The following is a 22627-nucleotide window of genomic DNA, read 5'->3' on the forward strand; positions in this document are numbered from 1 at the left end:
TCAATTCGAGCTTTTTTTAAATAGAGACTGGATTTTTAAAAGCCATTTTGCGTATAATGAGAAGTAATGGATTGAACGCAAATGAAAGGAAGTGGCCGTCACAATGAGCCTCAGCCGTTTAAGTAAAGAAGAGATTACTGATCTTTCGCTGATCGAATTCGTCAATGAAATGTTGCAAGAAGCTGGCGAACAGCCAATCACGTTCGATGACATCACGTCAGAAATCGAAAAGTACCATACGTTTACAGATGAAGAAGACAAGTTCGAGAAACTTGCTCAACTCTATACAGACATGAACATCGACGGAAACTTCGTCAACGTCGGAGCGAACCGTTGGTCACTCCGCGCTTGGTATCCGTTTGATAAGTCGGATGAGGATCTCGTCATCGAAGCGCGTCAACGTGGAGAACTCGATGAGTTTGAAGAAGAGTTCAACTATGATGCAGAAGAAGATGAGTTCGAGACGATCGAAGACGATCTTGATACATTCGCGAAGACAGCAGACTATGATTCAGCTGACGACAGCGAAGACGATGATACGTTCAAAAAAGTCGCAGCCATCGATGATCTCGATGACGATCTCGACGAAGAAGACTTAGAAGACTTCGAAGAAGAAGAGGAAGTCTAAGCACGATCAACCACAACTGTACAGCTGCTATTTCCCTATAGAAATGGCAGTTTTTTCGTTGACGGCTGACGAACGAGCGCGAAAATTTTTCTCTGAAAAATTAGGCTTGACGAAGTTTTCCGAATGACGTAAGTTAGTCATGGGCTTCTTTAAGCAACGTGCTTATTTCAGCAAAAGTGTCTCCTATTATGGGGGCACTTTTGCTTTTTTGTTTTTACCACCTCTGTTTTGTTGAGATGTGAATTAGAGAAGGGAGCAATATTTAACATGACAAAGTATATTTTCGTAACAGGTGGCGTCGTATCGTCACTCGGTAAAGGGATCACCGCTGCATCACTCGCTCGTCTCTTGAAAAACCGTGGCCTTAACGTCACGATCCAAAAATTCGACCCGTACATCAACATCGACCCGGGTACGATGAGCCCGTACCAACACGGGGAAGTTTTCGTCACAGATGATGGCGCAGAGACGGACCTTGACCTTGGTCACTACGAGCGCTTCATCGACATCAACTTGAGCCAGAACGCGAACGTCACGTCTGGTCGTATTTACTCGACGATCCTCAAGAAGGAACGCCGTGGAGACTACAACGGTGGAACAGTTCAAGTCATTCCACACATCACGAACGAAATCAAAGACCGTGTCTTCCGTGCTGGAAAAGAAACGGGCGCAGACGTCGTCATCACGGAGATTGGTGGAACAGTAGGGGATATTGAGTCGCTTCCGTTCATCGAAGCCATTCGCCAAGTGAAAAACGATATCGGAAAAGAAAACGTCATGTACGTCCACTGTACGCTTGTTCCGTATCTTGCAGCAGCAGGTGAGCTCAAGACGAAACCGACACAACACAGTGTCAAAGAACTCCGTAGCTATGGTATCCAGCCAGACATCATCGTCTTACGTGCAGAGCACCCAGTCCCACAAGAGATGAAAGATAAAATCGCTCTCTTCTGTGACACACGTCCGGAAGCAGTCATCGAAGCACAAGATGCATCGACGCTCTACGAAGTACCGCTCAACTTGCAACGTCAAGGCATGGACCAACTCGTCTGTGACTACTTCAAGTTCGACACACCAGTTGCTGACATGACGGCTTGGAAACAACTCGTCCACACAGTGACGCACCTCGAGAAGACGACGAAGATCGCACTCGTCGGGAAATACGTCGAATTGCGTGATGCGTACATCTCAGTTGCAGAAGCACTGAAACACGCTGGATTCGCCTTCAACAGTGACATCGAAATCGACTGGATCAACGCAGAAGACGTGACGCGCGAAAACGTCAACGAATTGCTCGGTTCAGCAGACGGAATCCTCGTTCCTGGTGGATTTGGAGAACGCGGAATCGAAGGGAAAATCGAAGCGACACGTTTTGCACGTGAAAACAACGTACCGTTCTTCGGTATCTGTCTCGGTATGCAACTCGCGACAGTTGAATTCGCACGTAACGTCCTCAATCTTGAAGGCGCACACTCAGCGGAAATCGACCCAGCGACACCATACCCGATCATTGACTTGTTGCCAGAACAAAAAGACATCGAGGATCTCGGTGGTACACTCCGTCTCGGACTTTACCCATGTAAACTCGAAGATGGAACGAAAGCACGTGCCGCGTATTCAAGCGAGCTCGTCTACGAACGTCACCGTCACCGTTATGAGTTCGGTAACGAATTCCGTGAGCAGTTCGAAGCGAACGGCATGGTCTTCTCAGGTACGAGCCCAGACGGTCGTCTCGTTGAGATCATCGAGATTCCAGAACACAAATGGTTCGTCGCGTGTCAGTTCCACCCAGAATTGATCTCACGTCCAGAACGTCCACAAGCACTCTTCCATGACTTCATCCAAGCTTCACTTGGTGAATGAAAGGAAAGATAATCAAAGACGCGGTAACCTTCAGCATCTTGAAGGTTACCGCGTCTTTTTTTGATTGGTTATATTCAGAACTAAATATTATAGAAGAAAAGTGTTAATCCCACTCTTCCGTCATCTCTTGTAGTTGCGTCAAGATATGTGTCAAGAGGAACGCGCAAAGGGCAAGGCTCGGCAGTCCGTGACGTGAACCGTCCTCTGCCGGAAGCAATCCTTTACTAAACTTCAATGCGAGCGGTGCAATCGAACGCTCGAGCGTTTCTGTCACGTCACTGAGTGTGACGATCGCATAAGGCGTATGCCATGCGTCATAGCGAGCAAGAGAAGCGAGAAGGTCGGAGCGTTCTGTATCTGGCGTAAAGATTAAGACGCGATCGACAGCGTGCAGTGTCTTTCGATCCTTGATTTTCGTAACCCGTTTCATCTGATCCGGACCTTCTGAGAGCATTGGATAGAGCCCTTCACACTCACCGTAAGCGTCGACATAGACCGTACCTTCCCCGACGAGCGCCTGTGCGAGCAGACGGACGACATCGAATAGTTCGTCTTCCTGTTTTGCGAGTGTTTGCAATTTTCCGTTGAATTGTGTAGCTAAGATTTTCATCATTTTTCTTCATCCTTTCTATGTTTCTCTCAAGGACAGTATAAAGTAAGTTTTGCTTTAGTGTAGAATGGAAATAACTAGAGGGGGAGTGGCAGAGATGAAAGGCAGATTGTTGATCGTCGAGGATGAGCCGGGAATCCGGAATTTGCTTGCACAGTTGTTCCGGGCAGAAGGGTATGAAACGGACGTCGCCGTCGATGGAGAGGAAGCGATCGTCTACTTACAAGGAGCGGCATATGATTTGCTGTTGATGGATGTCAACATGCCGGGGCGGACCGGGATCGAGGTTTTACGTCATCAGGACCGGATCGGACGACGTGTCCGGACGATTTTAATGACGGCACTCGGTGAAAAAGAAGCGATGGAAGAAGCGAAACGATTAGGGGTCGTCGCCTTCTTCGGGAAGCCATTTGACATCTTCGAATTAAAAAAAGAAGTGACTGTGCAAATTTCTCACGATGTAAGCGGTTAATCCTTCACGTCGCCGTCACAAACCAAAAAACCAAGCGAAATGCTGTACGTTCCGATGAATCAGTATGTTATAATCAGTCTGAAATTGCACGAGTTCGTGTAAGCAGCGATCAAAACAGAGGAGGATGTCATTATGCCATTAGTATCTATGACAGACATGTTAAACAAAGCTCTCGAAGGTAAGTATGCAGTAGGCCAATTCAACATCAACAACCTCGAGTGGACACAAGCGATTCTCGGTGCGGCTCAAGAAGAGCAGTCACCAGTTATCCTTGGAGTATCTGAAGGTGCAGCACGCCACATGGGCGGATTCTACACTGTCGTGAAAATGGTTGAAGGTCTCGTACACGACATGAAAATAACAGTTCCAGTCGCAATCCACCTCGACCACGGTTCGAGCGTTGAAAAATGTAAAGAAGCGATCGACGCTGGATTTACATCTGTCATGATCGATGATTCGCACAGCCCGATCGACACAAACATCGAAACAACAAAAGCAGTCGTTGAATACGCTCACGCTAAAGGCGTTTCAGTAGAAGCGGAAGTTGGTACAGTTGGTGGACAAGAAGACGACGTCATCGGTGATGTCATGTACGCGAAACTTGACGAGTGTGTACGCATCGTCAAAGAAACAGGAATCGACACGCTTGCGCCTGCACTCGGTTCTGTTCACGGACCATACAAAGGTGAACCAAACCTCGGATTCAAAGAGATGGAAGAAATCCGTGACGCTACAAACCTCCCACTCGTTCTTCACGGTGGAACTGGAATTCCGACACACGATATCGAAAAAGCGATCTCACTCGGAACTTCAAAAATCAACGTTAACACAGAGAACCAAATCTCATTCGCGAAAGTCGTTCGTGAAGTGTTAGCTGAGAAACCAGAAGCATATGACCCACGCGTATTCATCGCACCAGGTCGTGAAGCAATCAAACAAACTGTCATCGGTAAGATGCGTGAGTTCGGTTCAAGCAACAAAGCTTAATCGACTCCTCTTTAAAGTGCGGTAGACTTCGGTCTACCGTGCTTTTTTCATATCATATGAACGTGTATTCGATGGAAAATAGTAGGACTTCTCGTGAAAAAAACCTATAATAGAGTCGTAAGCGATTTCAAGGGATGAAAGGGGAACGAGAAAGATGAGATTTTTCATTGACACAGCAAACGTAGAGGACATCAAGAAAGCACATAAAATGGGGATTTTAGATGGTGTCACGACGAATCCATCGCTCGTCGCTAAGGAGGGCGTCGATTTCCATACAAGACTTCGTGAAATCTGTGAAATCGTCGGAGATGTCTCTGTCAGCGCTGAAGTCATCGCGCTTGATGCAGAAGGAATGATTCGCGAAGGGAAGGAACTTGCCCAGATCGCACCGAACATTACGGTTAAGGTTCCGATGACTCCGGCCGGACTCGAAGCGGTCGCAGCACTTTCAAAAGAGAAGATCACGACGAACGTCACATTGATCTTCAATCCGAACCAAGCATTACTCGCAGCCCGTGCTGGTGCGACATACGTATCACCATTCCTCGGTCGTCTAGATGACATCGGTCAAGATGGAATGGGGCTCGTCGAGACGATTGCTCAAATTTTCGTCGTACATGATATTCCGACACAAATCATTGCGGCATCGGTCCGGAACCCGGTTCACGTGACGAACGCTGCTCTTGCGGGCGCAGACATCGCGACGATTCCATTCTCGGTCATCGAGTCACTCACACACCACCCACTCACGACGCAAGGAATTGAAAAGTTCCTCGCGGACTGGGAAAAAACGCAGCAATAATCGTAGCGAAGAGAAAGGTTGATGGAACGTGGACATTTTGCATATCGTAGGGCAACAACGCCTAGAAGGAACCGTATCAATCAGTGGTTCGAAGCAAAGCGCCATTCCGTGTCTTGCTGCAGCTCTACTGACGGATCAGACGGTCGTTCTAGAAGGCGTGCCAGAAATTGGCGACGTCGCGACAATGATCGAGATTTTAGAGACGCTCGGCACGGTCGTGACACGTCAAGGCGATATGGTGACGATTGATCCAAGTCGGGTTGAATCGATGCCGTTAACTGGTGCGGAGACGCGCAAGTTACGCGGATCGATCTACCTCATGAGCGTTCTGGCGGCCAGATTCAAACAAGGAGTCGTCGGTCTGCCGGGGGGTTATGACATCGGACCACGACCGATTGATTTACACATCAAAGCACTGGAGCGTCTCGGTGTTTCCGTACGTAACGAGCAGGGCGTCCATTACATGCGCGTCGACCGTCTCGTCGGAAACCGAATCTATCTCGATCTTCCGTCATTCGGAGCGACGATCAGTGCTTTACTCGTCGCTGTCTTCGCTGAAGGAACGACTGTCATCGAAAACGCTGCCTATGATCCAGAAGTCATCGACGTCAGTACGATGCTGACGAACATGGGAGCAAATGTCAAAGGGGCAGGAACGGATGAGATTCGAATCAAAGGTGTCTCACGCCTGAGTGGTTGCCGGCATACCTTGATTCCAGACCGGATGGAAGCAGGAACGTTTTTGACGATGGGCGCGGCACTTGGGCGCGTCACCGTCGATAACGTCATTCCGCTCCATCTCGAGAGCGTTATCCAAAAACTCGAGCGGTATGGTGCGTTGATCGAAGTAACAGATGATTCCGTCACGGCGACATTTCATGAGGCGAAGCCGGTCGATATTCGTGTCTTCCACTACGGTGGATTCCCAAGCGATTTACAACCTGTCATCTCGGCAGCGTTGTTGCAAGCGAAAGGAGCGAGTATCGTTGTCGATAAGTTGTACCCGCAACGTTTCCGACATGTACAGGAGTTGCGGCGCTTAAACGCCCGAATCACGCATGAAGACGCTTCGATCATCATTCGTGGTGGCGAATCCTTACTCGGTACGGAAATCGAGGCACCAGATCCACGCGGTGGCGCAGCACTTGTCTTGGCGGGACTTCTCGCTTCAGGGGAGACGACATTGCACCACGCGGAAGTGCTTGACCAGAGTTACGAACGATTTGATCAGAAGTTGAAGGAACTAGGCGCCCTCGTATGGCGTGAAACGATTTGACCGATTTGTAACAAGGGAGAGGGGACATACACATGGAGAGAAGTCTATCAATGGAACTTGTACGCGTCACGGAGGCGGCAGCACTTGCCTCTGCACGCTGGATGGGAAAAGGATTGAAGAATGAAGCGGATGATGCGGCAACAAGCGCGATGCGTGATGTCTTCGATACGATTCCGATGAAAGGAACCGTCGTCATCGGGGAAGGCGAGATGGATGAAGCACCGATGCTTTACATTGGAGAAAAGCTAGGAAATGGGTATGGACCACGACTTGACGTCGCTGTCGATCCGCTCGAAGGAACGAATATCGTCGCAAAAGGAACATGGGGCGCACTTGCTGTCCTCGCTGTTGCGGATGCGGGAGATTTACTCCATGCACCGGACATGTACATGGATAAGATTGCAGTTGGTCCGGAAGCAGCAGGACACATCAGTCTGGATGCGACGATTGAAGAAAACATCGCAGCAGTCGCAAAAGCGAAGAACAAGGAAATTGAAGACGTCGTCGTCTCGATCCTTGATCGCGAACGTCATGAAGAAATCATTCAACGGATTCGGGCAACAGGGGCACGGATTCGCTTGATTGGTGACGGTGACGTTGCTGGTGCGATCAATACGGCGTTCCCGCATACAGGGATTGATATCTTGCTTGGTTCAGGTGGCGCACCGGAAGGCGTTCTTGCTGCCGTTGCCTTAAAGTGTCTCGGTGGAGAGCTCCAAGGGCGCTTGTTACCAGCAGACGATGCCGAGATTGAACGTTGTAAGAAGATGGGCATCGAAGATCCATCGAAGATTCTCATGATGGACGATCTCGTCGCAGGAGACGACTGTATCTTTGCTGCGACAGGGGTCACGGACAGTGAGTTGATGAAAGGTGTCCAGTTCACGGCACAAGGCGGTCAGACACACTCTGTCGTCATGCGTGCGAAATCCGGAACGGTTCGTTTCGTTGAAGGCATTCACTCGTTTAAGAAAAAACCGAAGCTTGTCATTAAGTAAAAGAGACGGACTCATACGTGAGGACTTGATCGATAAAAAAGAGTTGGTGTTTCGGATAATTTCCGAAACACCAACTCTTTTTGCTATGTTTCTAGGAATCAAGACGTTCATCCTCAACTCCTAGAGGAAAAGGAAACGTGCTAACGTTTTCCGCTTCGTTAAATCGTATGGGAAGATTGCAGTGCCTCCAAATCGCTCGACATGAAATTTCGTTTTGAAGAGCATTGTCTCACGTTTGACGAGCAGGACGTGATTTCATTATCGTACAGATAAGCGAATTCACGACTAAGACCTCTTGAAGCACCTGTGATGAAGACATGCATCCTATTTCCTTCTTATGAATTGAATAAGATGAAAAAAAGCGATTGAGCCAATGCTCAACCGCTTTGAGATGATGAATTAAAGGTAAGATCCTGCGCCGACAAGGCGTGAACCCCAGTACCCTGATTTGAAGCTTGAGTATTTAACGCCACCTGTTTCTGAGTTAACCATGCTTGACTTGCTTGTTGCGATCCCGACGTGTTGAATGCCGCTACCGTGTGAGAAGAAGACAAGATCTCCTGGTTGTACGCTTGAAACGCGGACTTTCTTAGAAGAAGAATATTGTGAAGAAGACGTACGTGGCAATGTTTTACCAGCCGCTTTCTTGTAAACGTAGCTTGTGAAACCAGAGCAGTCGAATCCACGAGTCGTTGTTCCGCCCCATACGTATGGTGTACCTTTATGTTTTGCTGCTTCGTTCAGGATTTTCGTCCGTTTAGAAGATGTGCTTGTTGATTTTTTAGCGCTTGAAGATGATTTGTATGTCTTTGTGTATTGTGAGAAGACATAACGTGTTTTACCGCCGTATGAGATTTTTGTCCAGCTGCCTGATTTGCCTTTGTATGTAAAGACTTGACCAGCGTTGACTTTCCCGACGATGCTTGCTTTCGTAGAAGGAGCTGTCCGAACACGAAGACCGTTGTCCGTGATCTTGACTTTCGTGACTGTTGCTGCTTCAACTTTACCTGTACCCACTGATGTAAAACCTGAAACCACTAAGGCTGCTGTCGCGATCGATGCTAGAAAACGTTTCATGTTAAGAATTCCTCCGTTTTAATGTAGTGTGTTGCGTCCGTAAGTTATATGATGAAATCATTAAGTGTGTAATTAGGCAGTGAACCTTACAACTGTGTAAGAATTTTGTCTGCAGGAATATCTTAGCATGTGCGCCCTTAAAAACGTTTTTTCAGTTAGAAGACAAAATAGATGCTTTTGTAACATAACTGAAATAATATCCTTGAATATTACAAAGTAAGAAACGCAAAGGATTGTTGACGACGAATTTTAAAAAATATGATACCTTTAGTTCACGAAAGAAATTACATACCTCCTGATGTATGTATGGAAGTATGCTGAATGCAGTTGAATTTATAAAGAATAGGTGAAAAACATGCCAACAACTGATAAAAAAGATAAACCTGAACGTTCCTATACTTTGGCTCAATTGAGCCAGCTGACATTAAAAGAATTATATGAAATCGCAAAGACGAAGAATGTCCCGCAATATCGGGAAGCCCGTAAGCGTGAGTTGATGTTCAAGATTCTAAAAGCACAGGCGGAATCAACAGGTCTTTATTTCCTCGAAGGGGTACTTGAAGTCATCCCTGGTAATCCACAAATGCAAAACGATGGTGGCTTCGGCTTCCTTCGCCCTATCAATTATTCCCAATCCTCTGAAGATATCTATATCGCCGCTTCTCAAATCCGACGCTTCAATCTACGTAATGGTGATGTCGTCACAGGTAAAGTACGCCCACCGAAGGAAAACGAACGTTTCCAAGGGTTACTTAGTGTGGAAGCCGTCAACGGCGAAGCACCGGATACAGCGCGTAACCGTTTGTTCTTCCCGGCGCTGACACCGATCTATCCGGATCGTTTAATGCGTCTTGAGACAGAGCCGCGTCATTTATCGGTTCGTGTCATGGATATGATTGCACCGGTTGGGTTTGGACAACGCGGTTTGATCGTCGCACCACCAAAAGCAGGGAAGACGTCACTCCTCAAAGAAATCGCGAACTCGATTCAAGAGAATCATCCGGATGTCGAGCTGATCATTCTATTGATCGATGAGCGACCAGAGGAAGTAACTGACATCGAGCGTTCGGTTCCGGGAGCAGATGTCGTCAGTTCAACGTTCGACGAAACACCTGACAACCATGTCCGGATTTCTGAACTTGTCCTTGAACGGGCGATGCGACTTGTCGAACATAAAAAAGATGTCGTCATCTTGATGGATTCGATCACGCGTTTGACTCGTGCGTATAACTTAACAGTGCCGCAAAGCGGACGGACGCTTTCAGGGGGGATTGATCCAGCAGCGTTCCACAAACCAAAACGGTTCTTTGGTGCGGCGCGAAACATCGAACATGGTGGCAGTTTGACGATTCTTGCGACGGCACTCGTCGAGACGGGATCCCGCATGGATGATGTCATCTATGAGGAATTCAAAGGAACAGGAAACATGGAGCTACATCTCGATCGTAAGCTGTCGGAACGCCGAATCTTCCCGGCAATCGACATTCGCAAATCAGGTACGCGGAAGGAAGAACTCTTGCTTCCGAAAGAGCAACTCGATGCGCTCTGGACGATTCGTCGGACGATGAACGAGTCGAACGAGTTCGTCGATACGTTCCTGCGTAAGATTCGCGACACGAAAAATAATGAAGAATTTTTTGCTGAACTTGAGAAAGAAAAGAAGAAGACGGTCCGACGTGCACCTGCTAAACCGCGTACCGTCAAGAAGGAAACGACGACGGAAAAATAACTATTGCGACGCGTAAAAAAATCGTTTAGTATAGGAAGGTAACTTACTCTGGCTCAGCAAATGGACCAGGGCGGAAGGAGAGAAATCAACCATGAAACAAGGAATTCACCCTAACTACAACAAAGTAGTATTTATGGATTCAACGACTGAGTACAAATTCTTAAGCGGTTCTACTCGTTCTTCGAACGAAACGATCACTTGGGAAGATGGTAACGAGTACCCACTCATCCGTGTGGATGTGTCTTCAGACTCGCACCCATTCTACACAGGTCGTCAAAAGTTCAACGCGGCAGATGGTCGTGTCGATCGCTTCAACAAAAAATACGGCCGCAAGTAATTACTTGCCGGTTCTTAAAAAACAGCCTGCCTCCATTACGGAAGCAGGCTGTTTTTGTATAGACTGAATTGCGAACGGTACGTAAGGTACGTCTTTAAGACGAACGAGAAAGCGATCCCGCCGACAATCCCGATCAAGTACGGCATGGCATCTGGATGTGCCAAGATGTAGTCGACGACTTTATGGAACGAGATATGACGACCAACAAAGTAGCCGGCGCCCAAGAACACACTGACCCAAATCAAAGCACCTGTATACGCGTAACTCGCAAAAATGCGAAACGGCATTTTTGAAACACCTGCAAAAAAGGCAGAGAGTTGGCGAAGACCAGGTATGTAGTAACCGATGATCAAGACCGATTTGCCGTAACGACGAAATCCGGCTTCAGCGGAGAGAATGTGTTTTTCTGAGATGCGCATCTTTGGTCCGACGCGATGCAACAGGGGCATGCCGAGTTTTAAGCCCAGCACGTAGCTAATCGTCATTCCAATGCAACTGCCAGCGTAAGCGGCAAGAATCGTACCGAACAGCGGTAGATTGCCTTGATGCATCCAAAAACCGGACAGGACGAGCAAGGTCTCATCAGGAACCGGCAATCCCACGATACCACCTGCGAGAAGGACGGAAAGACCAAGGGCGCCATATTGGTGCAGAATGTCATGTAAGAGATGATGAATCGGGGACACCTTCTTTCGCGAGAATCTTCTTCTTTAGTGTACAGGAAATGGATGAAGGTTGGAATGAAAGGACAAAAATTCTAGGTAAAGAAAAAATGAATTTTGATTTCCGGAAGTCAACCCTTTTTCTCAATACCGTTTCGAGCTATACTCGTTAAAGTGACTATTTTTAGAGGACGGTGTCGGACGATGATGCATGTAATAAATCAGTACGGCTGGATCGAAGTAATTTGTGGTAGTATGTTTTCCGGGAAATCGGAAGAGTTGATTCGTCGTGTCAGACGGGCACAGTACGGCAAACTGCCCGTTCAAGTATTCAAGCCGGCAATCGACGACCGGTACCATGAAGAGCATGTCGTCTCTCACATCGGAAATTCCGTCGTGGCGATTCCAATGGCGACGAGTCGTGATCTCTATGCAGCAGTAGCGGAAGAAACACAAATTGTCGGAATTGATGAAGTTCAATTCTTTGATGATGAGATCGTTCAAGTCATCGAAGCACTTGCGCAAGACGGAAAACGCGTCATTTGTGCAGGACTCGATCAGGATTTCCGGGCAGAGCCATTTGGTAAGATGCCGGAATTACTGGCGCGCGCAGAATTTGTGACGAAACTTCAGGCGATCTGTCTCTCATGTGGCGATCCGGCTTCCCGGACACAACGTTTGATTGATGGAAAACCAGCGAACTATGATGATCCGATCATTTTAGTCGGCGCTTCAGAATCGTATGAGCCACGGTGCCGCCACTGCCATGAAGTGCCAGGAAAGCCGAAGCCGCTCCAAACGATGCAACACCAAAAAGGATAAACAAAAAAGACGAACCGATGATGGTCGTCCTTTGATGTAACAGCTGTTCGCTTCTAAGTGAAGACGAATAGCTGTTTTTTTTATCCCGTTTCCTGTGAGAAACGACTCGAGCGTTCGATGAAACGAATCGTCTCACGCACGATCAAATCCTGATCATGATCGAGGGTCGCGACGTGGTACGAGTTGAGGAGACAGTAGATTCGTTTATCATTCGTCCCGATGTGCTGGTGCAGATAATCCGAGCTCGACGGCGGAACGACGTGATCGGTCGCCGAGTAGAGAATCAATGTCGGCAGGAGAATGGATCCGAGGCGTCCTTTTGTCTCATCCATTAGACGGACGAGTTCGANNTTCGAACGCACAACGGCTCGGAACGAGGTCATAAATGATTTCGAAGGCTGCTCGCTTAATGTCCGGTGCCCCTTCCGGTAAGTACTGTGGACCGTCCTCGAACGAAAGTGCTTCATAGGATGGAACGGAGAGTGCGGCATTGATCGTAATGATGCCGGCAAACGGAATGCCGTCAGCAGCGAGCGACAACGCAAGCGTCGCACCCATCGATTGACCGATGACGAAGACTTGATCGCATGTTTCTTGTAAACGTTCATAGCCGTCCTGCAGGCTTTGCTTCCAACATCGAGCAGTCGATTGTTCAAACTCGCGGACGTTCGTTCCATGTCCACGTAAGCGTGGGGCATAGACGGTAAAACCTTCGGCAGCAAATGCCTCACCGACGTCCCGGACACTCTGCGGAGTGGCGTTAAAACCATGACAGATTAGAATGCCGATCGGTCCACCTTGAAGATAAAATGCTTCAGCACCAGTCAATACAGGATAGTTCATCATTACTATTTTTCCTCCATTCATGAAAAAAACTCGTCGACGTTACTGCTTGGACGCCCACGAGTTTTTCACCGTATCATCCAAAGCCGCGCTTTGCTGGTCGGAGCACCTTACAGATTGCAGGTTGCCGTGAAGTCATAGAGCCAGGTCTCTCGTTCACTCTTGATAAATATCATATTGGAATTGTCGGATTAATCATTGAAACGATGGTAGCACGACCGAAAATGACTTGTCAAATCGTTCTTGACGAATCATGATCCGTTCAGTAAGCTAACTCATAACTTGTTCATCCATCGATATGCGCCAAATGGATTATTTTTGAAAAGTTGGTTGACTTTTAAAGGTTCGACCCGTAATGTAAAAATTAGTTTTACGACATAAGCAACAACACAACAACACACATACGAATTTCATACCGCAATACTTATCCAGAGAGGTGGAGGGACTGGCCCTACGAAACCTCGGCAACAGACTCATTATGAGCACTGTGCCAATTCCATCAGACAGATGTCTGAGAGATGAGTGGAGTGGATTCTGCCACTGTGCGGATCCAGGTCTCTTCTTGTTTCTCAAGAAGGGGCCTTTTTTGTTGAATGAAGGGGGAAAACGGAATGATTGCATTTCATCAAGTCAAAAAAACGTACGTCACGAAAGATCAGACGATTGCAGCGCTCGACGGTGTCGACCTGACGATCGAAAAAGGTGAAATCTTTGGGGTCATCGGTTTTAGCGGTGCCGGAAAAAGTTCACTGCTCCGCTGCGTCAATCTGTTAGAACGACCGACGTCAGGAACGGTGACGGTCGATGGGGAAGATTTAACGCAACTGTCTCCGAAAAAGTTACGCCAAGCAAAACAACGGATCGGGATGATCTTTCAGCACTTCAATCTGTTGAATGCGAACACGGTCTTTACGAATGTCGCGAAACCACTCGTTCTCGCAGGCGTCAAGAAAGACGAAATTCGCCGCCGGGTGACGGAGTTACTCGAATTCGTCGATCTCGCGGACAAAGCAGATCATTATCCGGATCAATTGTCGGGTGGGCAGAAACAGCGCGTTGGTATCGCCCGGGCACTCGCGACGCAACCTTCCGTCCTTTTATGTGACGAAGCGACGTCAGCACTTGATCCCCAAACGACACATCATATTCTTCAGTTATTAAAGCGGATCAATGCCGAGTACGGGATAACGATTCTCTTGATCACCCACGAGATGGGCGTCATCCGGGAGATTTGCGACCGGGTCGCCGTCATTGAAGCTGGAAAGTTGATCGAGTCAGGAACGGTCTTTGATGTCTTTTCAAACCCGCAGACTGAGACAGCGAAAAATTTCGTTCGCTCCGTCATGCATGACGAGATTCCAGCGTCGATTCGTCAGTTGATCGAGTCCCGGAATGCGAATCCAATCTATAAGATTCACTTCCTTGGACATCACACCGGACAACCACTCTTATCGCAAGTCGCAAAACGCTTCGACGTCGATGTCAACATCCTGCACGGTAGCATCACGGAGTTGCAGGAGACGCCGTTCGGCACACTACTCGTCGAGTTGATCGGTGAGACGGCTGAAGTGAAACGGGCCTTACAGTACATCGATCAGGCACAGGTGACCGTCGAGGAGGTGCTTGCTGATGCTAGTTAACTATAGTGATATCTGGACAGCATTTTTGCAGACGATGACGATGGTGTCAGTGTCGTTACTGTTTTCAACTCTGATCGGCTTACCCCTCGGCATTCTACTCGTCGTCACCCGGAAAGGGGCATTGCTCGAGAACGTCCCGCTGTTCACATTTTTCAACAGTATCGTCAATATTTTCCGCTCGATTCCGTTCATCATCTTACTCGTCGCGATCATCCCGTTGACGCGCTTGATCGTTCAGACATCGATCGGAACAGAAGCCGCAATCGTTCCGCTCGTCTTTTACGCTGCACCGTACATGGCGCGTCTGATCGAGAGTTCTTTACTCGAAGTCGATAAAGGCGTTCTTGAAGCAGCAGAAGCGATGGGCGCGACACCGTTTCAAACGATTTTCCGCTTCCTCCTACCGGAAGCACTCGGTTCACTCATCCTGAACTTAACGATCGCAACAGTCGGCTTGATCGGGGCGTCGGCGATGGCAGGCGCCATCGGTGGTGGCGGTTTGGGTGACTTAGCAATTACTTACGGCTATCAACGGTTTGATACGAAAGTCATGATCATCACGGTCGGGATTCTCGTCATCTTAGTCCAAGGCTTACAGACGACAGGCAACATCGTCGCACGAAAAATCAGAAGACATTAATCAAGGGAGCGATTCAGCCATGAAAAAAGCAGTAGCAATTGGAGCAACACTCACGACGATTTTATTTGCCGGGTGCGCAGCATCAGGAGAAGACGAAAAGACGATCAAGCTCGGTGTCAGCGGTTCAGACACACAAGTTTGGGATTATGTCGCGAAAAAAGCAGAGAAGGAAGGCATCAAAATCGAACTCGTCAAGTTCTCCGATTATGTCCAGCCGAACATGGCACTGGCTGAGGGTGAGATCGACGCCAATGCCTTCCAGACGATTTCCTACTTCAACGCTTTCAAGAAAGAACATAACTTGAAGCTATCGCCGATTGCGACGACTGTCATCGCACCGATGGGGATCTACTCGGATAAATACAAGGATGTCAAAGACATTCCAACTGGCGGAAAAATCGCTGTTCCGAACGAAGCGACGAACATGGGACGCGCCCTCTTGCTACTGCAAGAAGCCGGTCTGATCAAGTTACCGGACGACTTTGATGGTAACGGTTCAGTCGATAAGATCGTCGAGAATCCGAAGAAGCTGAAAATCGTTCCGATCGTCGCCGGGCAAACGCCACGCGTCTTACCGGACGTCGCGGCATCAATCATCAACAATGGCATCGCCGTTGACGCTGGCTTCAACCCGATCAAGGACTCAATCGTTCATGAGAACGAGACAGCAAAACCATACATCAACATCATCGCAACACGAACAGAAGACAAGAACAAAAAAGAACTGAAAAAAATCGCGTCGCTGTATCAACAAAAAGATGTCGCGGCCTTCATCAAAAAAGAATACAAAGGCAGTACGATCCCGACGTTCGTTCCACTGAGCGATATCGGCGAATAATTTCAAAAGGAGAGTGGACAGTATGACGACACCAGTACGCACGACATGGGTAGAGACGATTGAACAGGACATCGAACAAAAACGAGAATCGTATCTTGAGACAAGTCACCGAATTCATGCAACGCCGGAAATCGGGAACGAGGAATTCTTTGCTTCGCGGCTCCATGCGGAGCGTCTAACAGCGGAAGGTTTTACAGTAGAACTCGGCGTCGCGGGGCACGATACCGCGTTCTTCGCGAAGAAATCGAGCGACCGACCAGGCGCAACGATTGCCTTTCTTGCTGAATACGATGCGTTGCCGGGTATTGGTCACGCGTGCGGTCATAATATCATCGGCACGACGAGCGTCGCAGCAGCGATCGCGCTCAGTAAAGTGCTCGATGAAGTCGGCGGGAGTGTCGTTGTCCTTGGAACACCAGCCGAGGAAGGTGGACCGAACGGTAGTGCGAAAGGCAGTTTCGTCAAACATCAGTTACTGGAAGGGATCGATGCGGCCTTGATGGTCCATCCGTCGGGACAAACGCGGATCACGGGATCCTCGCTTGCGGTTGATCCGCTCGATTTTGCCTTTACGGGTCGTCCGGCGCACGCAGCGGCGTCACCGGAAGAAGGCATCAACGCCCTCGACGCTGTCATTCAACTCTTCAACGGAATCAATGCTTTACGTCAGCAGTTACCAGACGATGTCCGGATCCACGGGATCATCACGCATGGTGGCGATGCGCCGAACATCATTCCGGAATACGCAAAAGCACGTTTCTTCATCCGGGCGACGACACGGGAACGACTGAATGCCGTCACGGAAAAAGTCAAAGCCGTTGCCCAAGGCGCGGCACTCGCGACCGGGGCGACGCTTGACGTCATCGCGTTCCAAAATGAAGTCGATAACCTTGTCTTCAATCGGACGTTCGACCGTCTGTTCCAAGAAGAAGCAGAGGCGCTCGGCGAAACGGTCCATTTAGACGAACGACCGGGGCTTGGATCGACGGACGCGGGTAACATCAGTCAAGTCATCCCGACAATCCATCCGTATATCAAGATTGGTCCGGACGATCTCGTCGCCCATACAGAAGCATTCAAAGAAGCAGCCCGTTCGGAAGAGGGGGATGAAGCGTTGATCGCAGGCGCTAAAATCCTCGCACGGACAGCACTTCGCGTCCTCGCTGATGAACGGACACGCGGAGCGATTGCCCAAGAATTCCACGACCGGAAGAACGGGTATTTGTAACCGGAACACAATGACTGGACGCACTGATATCAGGTGCTCCAGTCGTTTTTAGTATCCAGTCGATCACGAATTGGGGAGGGGTAACAGAAGTGGAACGAAATCATAAAAGAGCCAAGACCGAAACATTTGCGCTTTGTTTTCTTGAAAAAGATATGCTAGGCTAAAGTTGTATAACTCAATAATCCAGTTCTTCGGGGTAGGGTGAAAATCCCAACCGGCGGTGATGCGATCGATCGATCGACGAGCCCGCGACCCGTGATGTACGCATCATGGCTGACTTGGTGAGATTCCAGGGCCGACGGTAAAGTCCGGATGGGAGAAGAACGAAACGACGCGATTCAAGCTGTTTTCTGAAAAAATGTTTTCAGGAGATGGTGTCTTTCTGCATGCAAAAAAGCAGAAGGCGAACCGTGTATTTCGTGAACCCTTCTATACAGACGCCCCTTTTTCAAGGGGCGTCTTTTTTATTTGAAAGGAGCGAACGCGATGTCACAGATGATGAGTTATGCCATGCAATTAGCACATATGTTAAACGGACAAACAAGTCCGAATCCAAGTGTCGGCTGTGTCATCGTCAAACAAGGACGCATCATCGGTTTTGGTGCGCACCGGTTTGCCGGTGGTCCGCACGCGGAAGTCGAAGCCTTGCGAATGGCAGGAGAGGCCGCCCGTGGTGCTGATCTCTACGTGACGCTCGAGCCATGCAACCATCATGGTAAGACACCACCATGTACGGAAGCGATTCTACAAGCCGGGATCAAACGGGTTTTCGTCGCAACGGAAGACAAACATGCGATTGTCGCTGGTTCAGGGATCAAACGGCTTCAAGACGCGGGAATCGAAGTCGAAGTCGGCTTGTTACGGCATGAAGCGGAAGTCCTCTACGAGACATTTTGGAAAACGATCGAACGGAAACGTCCGACCGTGACCGTCAAAATCGCTCAGACGATGAACGGGATCGCGGCAACGGGGGAACAGCGCTGGATCACGTCAGAAGAAGCACGCGCGAATGGTCGCGCCCTGCGTGGTCGTCATGATGCGATCCTCGTCGGAAGTGAAACGGTGCTCGTCGATGATCCAGCACTGACGTTACGCGCAGTGTCAGGCATCGAGCCGATTCGAGTAATCGTCGATCGCCGTGGTCGGGTGCCAGAGACCGCGCAAGTCTTTTGCGATGGAAAAAATCCAACGTACTGGCTGACGAGTGTTCCTCGGATAAGTCATGATCAAGTGACGGTGCTCGTCGGTGAATATGAGACGCCGGAAGCGATTCTTAAACGCTTATACGAACAAGACATCCGCAGCGTTTTGATTGAAGGTGGACCGACGATTCAATCCGCAGTCTTTGAAGCAGATCTCGTCGATCGGATTGAAGTCTACCAAGCCCCGTCGATTTTTGAAGGGACTGCCTGGAACGGACGACATGATATCGAAGAACGTTTTCAAATCGATCAGATTGAAATGGTCGGACCGGATCTCCATCTGACGTACATCCGAAAGGAGGAGACGATATGTTCACCGGATTGATTGAAGAAGTCGGGACCTTAAAACGAAAGATTCCGCGACCGAATGGATTAGCACTTGAAATCGAAGCGCACCGGGTGCTCGAAGGAACGAAGATTGGTGACAGCATCGCCGTCGACGGGATTTGTTTGACGGTCACGTCAATGAGCCCAACCGGTTTTACGGCGGATGCTGTCCATGACACGATCCGTTCGACAGCACTCGGCACGTACCGGGTCGGAAACCCGCTGCAACTCGAACGGGCGATGCCGGCAGACGGTCGGTTCGGCGGACATTTCGTCAGTGGGCACATCGACGGGACGGCACGACTAATCAGTCGGCGACCGGACGGAGAAGCGATGGTGTACACGTTTGATGTCGGATCGTGGCAAAAGTATTGCATTCCAAAAGGATCAATCGCGATCAACGGCACGAGCCTGACCTTGCAACGCGTCACCTCGGAAACGATCTCGATTTCATTGATTCCGCATTCCCGTCAAGTGACGACGTTTGATCGATTGGCAAGCGGCGCAGTCGTCAACATCGAGTGTGACATGATGGCGAAACATCTCTATCATTTCACGCAACATGAGAAACAGACGGACTGGGCAGCATTCTTAGGAGGCGACATGTAATGAACGGATTCGACTTGATTGAAGACGCGATAGAAGATTTAAAGAACGGACGACCGATCATCGTCTGTGATGATGAGGATCGTGAGAATGAGGGCGATCTCGTCATGCTCGCAGAACACGCGACACCGGAAAATATCAACTTCATGATTACGTATGGAAAAGGGCTCGTCTGTGTTCCGGTTAGTCCACATGTGGCAGAACGATTACATCTTTCGCCGATGACGGACAATAATACGGACCCGCACGGTACGGCGTTCACGCTCAGCATCGATCATGAAGAAGCAAAGACCGGCATCAGTGCCGAAGAGCGTTCACTGACGATCCAGCGGATGCGGACGGATGGACCGGAGCGCTTCAAACGACCGGGTCACATCTTCCCGTTGATCGCAAAAGAGGGCGGTGTTCGGGAACGACGCGGACATACGGAAGCAGGTGTTGGCCTTGCGCGTCTTGCCGGTAGCGATGAGATTGCCGTCATTTGTGAAATCATCAAGGAAGATGGCACGATGGCACGGGTGGATGATTTGCTTCTCTATAAGGAAGAACACGACTTAAAACTGATCACGATCGAGGCACTCGTCGCGTATCTCGAGCGTCCATTGACGCGGGAAGCGGAAGTGTTGCTTCCGACGACATTCGGAGCTTTCCGGATGGTCGGCTATACGACGCAAGATAAGAAAGAACATGTCGCCGTCTTATCCGGTGAAGCGCACGATGGGATGCTCGTCCGTCTGCACTCGGAATGTCTGACGGGCGACGTCTTTGGTTCGAAACGTTGCGATTGTGGTCCACAACTCGATGCGGCACTTGAGCGGATCGAACGAGAAGGTGGAGCCGTCTTGTATCTACGTCAGGAAGGACGCGGCATCGGTCTGATGGCGAAGTTGAAAGCGTACGAGTTGCAGGAACAAGGACTCGATACAGTCGAAGCGAACCATGCACTCGGTTATCCGACAGACATGCGTGATTATACGGTCGCGGCCAACATGTTGCGTGATCTTGGCGTGACGAAGATTCGCTTGATGACGAACAATCCAGACAAACAACGGGTGCTCGAGCAAGAGGGGATTGAAGTCATCGAACGTGTTCCCCATCAAGTACCCATTGAACCGGAAAATCAGCGTTATCTGAAAACAAAACAAACGAAACTCGGGCACTGGCTCGATATCCAAGGAGGACACACATCATGATTTACGAAGGTTTCTTAACAGGAGAAGGACTACGCGTCGCAATCGTCGCAGCACGTTTTAATGAATTGATCACATCAAAACTCGTCGGAGGAGCAAACGACGCGTTCCGTCGTCACGGTGTTGCGGCGGATGCTGTGGATACAGCATGGGTTCCTGGAGCATTTGAAATTCCACTCGTTGCGGAAAAGTTAGCGAAAAGCGGTAAGTATGATGCGGTCATCACACTGGGAGCCGTCATCCGCGGAGCAACATCACATTATGACTATGTCTGTAACGAAGTCGCGAAAGGCGTCGCGAGTGCGTCGCGTGATACAGGCGTACCCATCATCTTCGGTGTCCTGACGACGGATTCGATCGAGCAAGCGGTCGAACGTGCCGGTACGAAAGCTGGAAATAAAGGCTACGAAGCTGCCGTTTCCGCGATTGAGATGGCGAATCTTTTACGCACGATCTAACGAAATAAGGATAGGGTGACGGAAGTTTCCGTCATCCTATTTTTTTGTGGACATTTTGCAGGTGATAAATCAAATTTCAAAAAAAGAATAGTAGATTTGAAATATGAGGATTTGTTTTGAAGAAGAACGGTAATGAGGTAATAAAGAAACTTTGAAACATTTTCCAATGTTTTTCGTAAATCAGGGTAACGCGTATAAAGGAGGAAATGAATATGAAGAAAACAAGGTGGGTAGCAGCTGGGATCGTCGCAGCATCGATTGGATTAGCTGGATGTCAAGATGGGCAGACAGATTCGGGTAGTGGCAGTGGGTCTGGTTCGACGAAGTCGGGGGAACTCTCGAATACGGAATTACTGAATAAAGCGACAGCCGCTCAAAAAGATATTAAATCGTTCCACATGGAAGGGACGGTCAATTCAAAAGCAGGTGAGATGGCAGTAGATCAGAAGGTATCAGCCGATATCATCCAGAAGCCGCTTACGATGCACCAGACGATGACGATGAAAAATCCACAAAACGGTAAGGACATGTCGATCGAGAGCTATATCGTCGACGATAAGATGTATCTATCGCAAAACGGACAATGGCTCGTTCAAGATGTCTCGGAGCTAGGTGATATGGTCGAGGCGATGGAGTCATCGGCATCGACGGATCAAAATCTCAAGCTATTGAAAAAGTACAAAGACAACTGGACCGCCAAAAAAGAGGGTGACGTTTATCAAATCGACGTCAAACTAAAAGGGGACGACCTCAAAGCATTCATGAAGGATTCGCTCGAACAGACAGGACAGATGGCACAGATGAAAGATGCGATGGACAGCATCGATTACAAGAAAATGAATTACACGATGACGTATGATGCGAAAACATTCTATCCGAAATCACTCGATATGGACATGGTGTTTGCGATTGAAAAAGATACCGAGTTCAATATGAAGAACGAGTCGACGTTCTCAAAATTCAATGAGATCAGCGAAATCAAATTACCTGCGGAAGCAAAAGATGCACAACCGCTCACAGGTGCAGCACAATAAACATCGAAGTCCCCTCTCTTCCATGAAGATGAGGGGACTTTTTTGAGACTTGGAACTGACGAAGAACTTCTTTTAGTGCTTCCGTCTGTTTTTGACTGACGAAAATCTGTTCGTGCATATCGCGGAATGCTTGAGCGTCATCCTAGTATTGAATCGAGATAGCTTCGAATAAATCATTGTCATTGACGACTTTCGTATCGATGAAGGACAGCACCCCACCGGACGCGGCATTCAAATGTTCGATCGTCTTGAGTGGCAAGTTCGTAGGTTTTGCCTGCAGTTGGCGAAGAGGACCGAAGATCGATTATAAAATCAAAATAATAAAGATTACACTGAACACTCCGATGACAACGATCGT

Annotated in this window: 22 protein-coding genes, 1 pseudogene and 3 riboswitches; of the genes and pseudogenes, 19 read left to right on the plus strand and 4 right to left on the minus strand. The window is 48.8% G+C overall.

What is annotated here, in order from left to right; genetic code table 11:
- Positions 1–103: 103 nt before the first annotated feature.
- Complete coding sequence (rpoE, locus tag B4F99_RS07370) at positions 104–628, plus strand: DNA-directed RNA polymerase subunit delta (RefSeq protein ID WP_023469562.1); 525 nt, start codon at positions 104–106, stop codon at positions 626–628.
- A 267-nt stretch (positions 629–895) separates the two neighbouring features.
- Entirely contained in the window at positions 896–2491 is a 1596-nt protein-coding gene (locus tag B4F99_RS07375) for a CTP synthase (RefSeq protein WP_047394418.1), read from the plus strand.
- Between the two features lie 103 nt (positions 2492–2594).
- Here the strand turns inward: B4F99_RS07375 and B4F99_RS07380 are convergent, their stop codons facing one another.
- Positions 2595–3104, minus strand: coding sequence for a DUF2529 family protein (locus B4F99_RS07380; RefSeq protein ID WP_290756353.1), 510 nt, complete (start codon positions 3102–3104; stop codon positions 2595–2597).
- A 94-nt stretch (positions 3105–3198) separates the two neighbouring features.
- Between B4F99_RS07380 and B4F99_RS07385 the strand changes: the two genes are divergently transcribed.
- The 5 genes from B4F99_RS07385 to glpX all read left to right on the plus strand — a co-directional run bounded on the left by B4F99_RS07385 (position 3199) and on the right by glpX (position 7636).
- Positions 3199–3573 (plus strand): response regulator, encoded by a 375-nt coding sequence (locus tag B4F99_RS07385; protein WP_214852070.1) that lies wholly within the window; start codon positions 3199–3201, stop codon positions 3571–3573.
- Positions 3574–3705: 132 nt separating this feature from the next.
- On the plus strand, positions 3706–4560 hold the full coding sequence (gene fba / locus B4F99_RS07390; protein WP_058704156.1) for a class II fructose-1,6-bisphosphate aldolase: 855 nt from the start codon (positions 3706–3708) through the stop codon (positions 4558–4560).
- A 154-nt stretch (positions 4561–4714) separates the two neighbouring features.
- Complete coding sequence (fsa, locus tag B4F99_RS07395; protein ID WP_023469552.1) at positions 4715–5362, plus strand: fructose-6-phosphate aldolase; 648 nt, start codon at positions 4715–4717, stop codon at positions 5360–5362.
- Positions 5363–5390: 28 nt separating this feature from the next.
- Entirely contained in the window at positions 5391–6638 is a 1248-nt protein-coding gene (murA, locus tag B4F99_RS07400; protein WP_214852073.1) for a UDP-N-acetylglucosamine 1-carboxyvinyltransferase, read from the plus strand.
- Positions 6639–6670: 32 nt separating this feature from the next.
- The gene (glpX, locus tag B4F99_RS07405) at positions 6671–7636 is read left to right on the plus strand and encodes a class II fructose-bisphosphatase (protein WP_035410722.1); all 966 of its coding nucleotides are present in this window, start codon (positions 6671–6673) and stop codon (positions 7634–7636) included.
- A gap of 399 nt (positions 7637–8035) precedes the next feature.
- Here the strand turns inward: glpX and B4F99_RS07410 are convergent, their stop codons facing one another.
- Positions 8036–8713 (minus strand): C40 family peptidase, encoded by a 678-nt coding sequence (locus B4F99_RS07410; protein ID WP_214728403.1) that lies wholly within the window; start codon positions 8711–8713, stop codon positions 8036–8038.
- A 355-nt stretch (positions 8714–9068) separates the two neighbouring features.
- Here B4F99_RS07410 and rho point away from each other — a divergent pair, with 355 nt between their 5' ends.
- Together rho and B4F99_RS07420 are read left to right on the plus strand one after the other, a co-directional pair.
- A complete protein-coding gene (rho, locus tag B4F99_RS07415) occupies positions 9069–10442 on the plus strand; it encodes a transcription termination factor Rho (RefSeq protein WP_035410716.1) in 1374 nt (457 codons plus the stop codon).
- Positions 10443–10533: 91 nt separating this feature from the next.
- Positions 10534–10779, plus strand: coding sequence for a type B 50S ribosomal protein L31 (locus tag B4F99_RS07420; RefSeq protein WP_023469546.1), 246 nt, complete (start codon positions 10534–10536; stop codon positions 10777–10779).
- A gap of 35 nt (positions 10780–10814) precedes the next feature.
- On the opposite strand, the gene B4F99_RS07425 is transcribed toward B4F99_RS07420, so the two are convergent.
- Positions 10815–11465: a DedA family protein gene (locus B4F99_RS07425; RefSeq protein ID WP_052019115.1), complete on the minus strand. Its 651-nt coding sequence runs from the start codon at positions 11463–11465 to the stop codon at positions 10815–10817.
- Positions 11466–11648: 183 nt separating this feature from the next.
- Between B4F99_RS07425 and B4F99_RS07430 the strand changes: the two genes are divergently transcribed.
- Positions 11649–12263 carry a thymidine kinase gene (locus tag B4F99_RS07430; RefSeq protein ID WP_035410895.1) on the plus strand — a complete coding sequence of 205 codons (615 nt, stop codon included), beginning with the start codon at positions 11649–11651 and terminating at the stop codon, positions 12261–12263.
- Between the two features lie 80 nt (positions 12264–12343).
- On the opposite strand, the pseudogene B4F99_RS07435 reads toward B4F99_RS07430, so the two are convergent.
- Positions 12344–13130 (minus strand): annotated as a pseudogene (locus B4F99_RS07435) (alpha/beta hydrolase).
- A gap of 46 nt (positions 13131–13176) precedes the next feature.
- Positions 13177–13278, minus strand: a riboswitch (SAM riboswitch).
- A gap of 249 nt (positions 13279–13527) precedes the next feature.
- Positions 13528–13631, plus strand: a riboswitch (SAM riboswitch).
- 86 nt (positions 13632–13717) lie between these two features.
- On the opposite strand from B4F99_RS07435, the gene B4F99_RS07440 reads away from it, so the two are divergent.
- From B4F99_RS07440 to B4F99_RS07480, 9 genes are all read left to right on the plus strand, one after another.
- Complete coding sequence (locus B4F99_RS07440; RefSeq protein WP_290756360.1) at positions 13718–14746, plus strand: methionine ABC transporter ATP-binding protein; 1029 nt, start codon at positions 13718–13720, stop codon at positions 14744–14746.
- Positions 14736–15386: a methionine ABC transporter permease gene (locus B4F99_RS07445; protein ID WP_023469541.1), complete on the plus strand. Its 651-nt coding sequence runs from the start codon at positions 14736–14738 to the stop codon at positions 15384–15386. Before B4F99_RS07440 ends, B4F99_RS07445 begins: the two co-directional genes overlap by 11 nt.
- Positions 15387–15405: 19 nt before the next feature.
- Positions 15406–16224 carry a MetQ/NlpA family ABC transporter substrate-binding protein gene (locus B4F99_RS07450; RefSeq protein ID WP_029342773.1) on the plus strand — a complete coding sequence of 273 codons (819 nt, stop codon included), beginning with the start codon at positions 15406–15408 and terminating at the stop codon, positions 16222–16224.
- A gap of 22 nt (positions 16225–16246) precedes the next feature.
- A complete protein-coding gene (locus B4F99_RS07455; protein ID WP_290756364.1) occupies positions 16247–17452 on the plus strand; it encodes a M20 family metallopeptidase in 1206 nt (401 codons plus the stop codon).
- 183 nt (positions 17453–17635) lie between these two features.
- Positions 17636–17780, plus strand: a riboswitch (FMN riboswitch).
- Positions 17781–17938: 158 nt separating this feature from the next.
- On the plus strand, positions 17939–18979 hold the full coding sequence (gene ribD / locus B4F99_RS07460) for a bifunctional diaminohydroxyphosphoribosylaminopyrimidine deaminase/5-amino-6-(5-phosphoribosylamino)uracil reductase RibD (protein ID WP_290756367.1): 1041 nt from the start codon (positions 17939–17941) through the stop codon (positions 18977–18979).
- Complete coding sequence (gene ribE, locus B4F99_RS07465) at positions 18964–19590, plus strand: riboflavin synthase (protein WP_056064153.1); 627 nt, start codon at positions 18964–18966, stop codon at positions 19588–19590. Before ribD ends, ribE (B4F99_RS07465) begins: the two co-directional genes overlap by 16 nt.
- Complete coding sequence (ribA, locus tag B4F99_RS07470; protein WP_290756370.1) at positions 19590–20780, plus strand: GTP cyclohydrolase II; 1191 nt, start codon at positions 19590–19592, stop codon at positions 20778–20780. The genes ribE (B4F99_RS07465) and ribA overlap by 1 nt, the downstream gene beginning before the upstream one ends.
- The gene (ribE, locus tag B4F99_RS07475) at positions 20777–21235 is read left to right on the plus strand and encodes a 6,7-dimethyl-8-ribityllumazine synthase (protein WP_035395821.1); all 459 of its coding nucleotides are present in this window, start codon (positions 20777–20779) and stop codon (positions 21233–21235) included. Before ribA ends, ribE (B4F99_RS07475) begins: the two co-directional genes overlap by 4 nt.
- 212 nt (positions 21236–21447) lie before the next feature.
- The gene (locus B4F99_RS07480) at positions 21448–22269 is read left to right on the plus strand and encodes a DUF6612 family protein (RefSeq protein WP_214852084.1); all 822 of its coding nucleotides are present in this window, start codon (positions 21448–21450) and stop codon (positions 22267–22269) included.
- Positions 22270–22627: the final 358 nt, after the last annotated feature.

Origin of the sequence: Exiguobacterium sp. UBA3491, from assembly GCF_002377745.1 — a bacterium.
GTDB lineage: Bacteria > Bacillota > Bacilli > Exiguobacteriales > Exiguobacteriaceae > Exiguobacterium_A.

What these genes read in the sequence shown, in the direction of transcription:
- rpoE (WP_023469562.1), top strand. Translation starts at nt 104, where the DNA reads ATGAGCCTCAGCCGTTTAAGTAAAGAAGAGATTACTGATCTTTCGCTG.
- B4F99_RS07375 (WP_047394418.1), top strand. Translation starts at nt 896, where the DNA reads ATGACAAAGTATATTTTCGTAACAGGTGGCGTCGTATCGTCACTCGGT.
- B4F99_RS07380 (WP_290756353.1), bottom strand. Translation starts at nt 3,104, where the DNA reads ATGATGAAAATCTTAGCTACACAATTCAACGGAAAATTGCAAACACTC.
- B4F99_RS07385 (WP_214852070.1), top strand. Translation starts at nt 3,199, where the DNA reads ATGAAAGGCAGATTGTTGATCGTCGAGGATGAGCCGGGAATCCGGAAT.
- fba (WP_058704156.1), top strand. Translation starts at nt 3,706, where the DNA reads ATGCCATTAGTATCTATGACAGACATGTTAAACAAAGCTCTCGAAGGT.
- fsa (WP_023469552.1), top strand. Translation starts at nt 4,715, where the DNA reads ATGAGATTTTTCATTGACACAGCAAACGTAGAGGACATCAAGAAAGCA.
- glpX (WP_035410722.1), top strand. Translation starts at nt 6,671, where the DNA reads ATGGAGAGAAGTCTATCAATGGAACTTGTACGCGTCACGGAGGCGGCA.
- B4F99_RS07410 (WP_214728403.1), bottom strand. Translation starts at nt 8,713, where the DNA reads ATGAAACGTTTTCTAGCATCGATCGCGACAGCAGCCTTAGTGGTTTCA.
- rho (WP_035410716.1), top strand. Translation starts at nt 9,069, where the DNA reads ATGCCAACAACTGATAAAAAAGATAAACCTGAACGTTCCTATACTTTG.
- B4F99_RS07420 (WP_023469546.1), top strand. Translation starts at nt 10,534, where the DNA reads ATGAAACAAGGAATTCACCCTAACTACAACAAAGTAGTATTTATGGAT.
- B4F99_RS07430 (WP_035410895.1), top strand. Translation starts at nt 11,649, where the DNA reads ATGCATGTAATAAATCAGTACGGCTGGATCGAAGTAATTTGTGGTAGT.
- B4F99_RS07440 (WP_290756360.1), top strand. Translation starts at nt 13,718, where the DNA reads ATGATTGCATTTCATCAAGTCAAAAAAACGTACGTCACGAAAGATCAG.
- B4F99_RS07445 (WP_023469541.1), top strand. Translation starts at nt 14,736, where the DNA reads ATGCTAGTTAACTATAGTGATATCTGGACAGCATTTTTGCAGACGATG.
- B4F99_RS07450 (WP_029342773.1), top strand. Translation starts at nt 15,406, where the DNA reads ATGAAAAAAGCAGTAGCAATTGGAGCAACACTCACGACGATTTTATTT.
- B4F99_RS07455 (WP_290756364.1), top strand. Translation starts at nt 16,247, where the DNA reads ATGACGACACCAGTACGCACGACATGGGTAGAGACGATTGAACAGGAC.
- ribD (WP_290756367.1), top strand. Translation starts at nt 17,939, where the DNA reads ATGTCACAGATGATGAGTTATGCCATGCAATTAGCACATATGTTAAAC.
- ribE (WP_056064153.1), top strand. Translation starts at nt 18,964, where the DNA reads ATGTTCACCGGATTGATTGAAGAAGTCGGGACCTTAAAACGAAAGATT.
- ribA (WP_290756370.1), top strand. Translation starts at nt 19,590, where the DNA reads ATGAACGGATTCGACTTGATTGAAGACGCGATAGAAGATTTAAAGAAC.
- ribE (WP_035395821.1), top strand. Translation starts at nt 20,777, where the DNA reads ATGATTTACGAAGGTTTCTTAACAGGAGAAGGACTACGCGTCGCAATC.
- B4F99_RS07480 (WP_214852084.1), top strand. Translation starts at nt 21,448, where the DNA reads ATGAAGAAAACAAGGTGGGTAGCAGCTGGGATCGTCGCAGCATCGATT.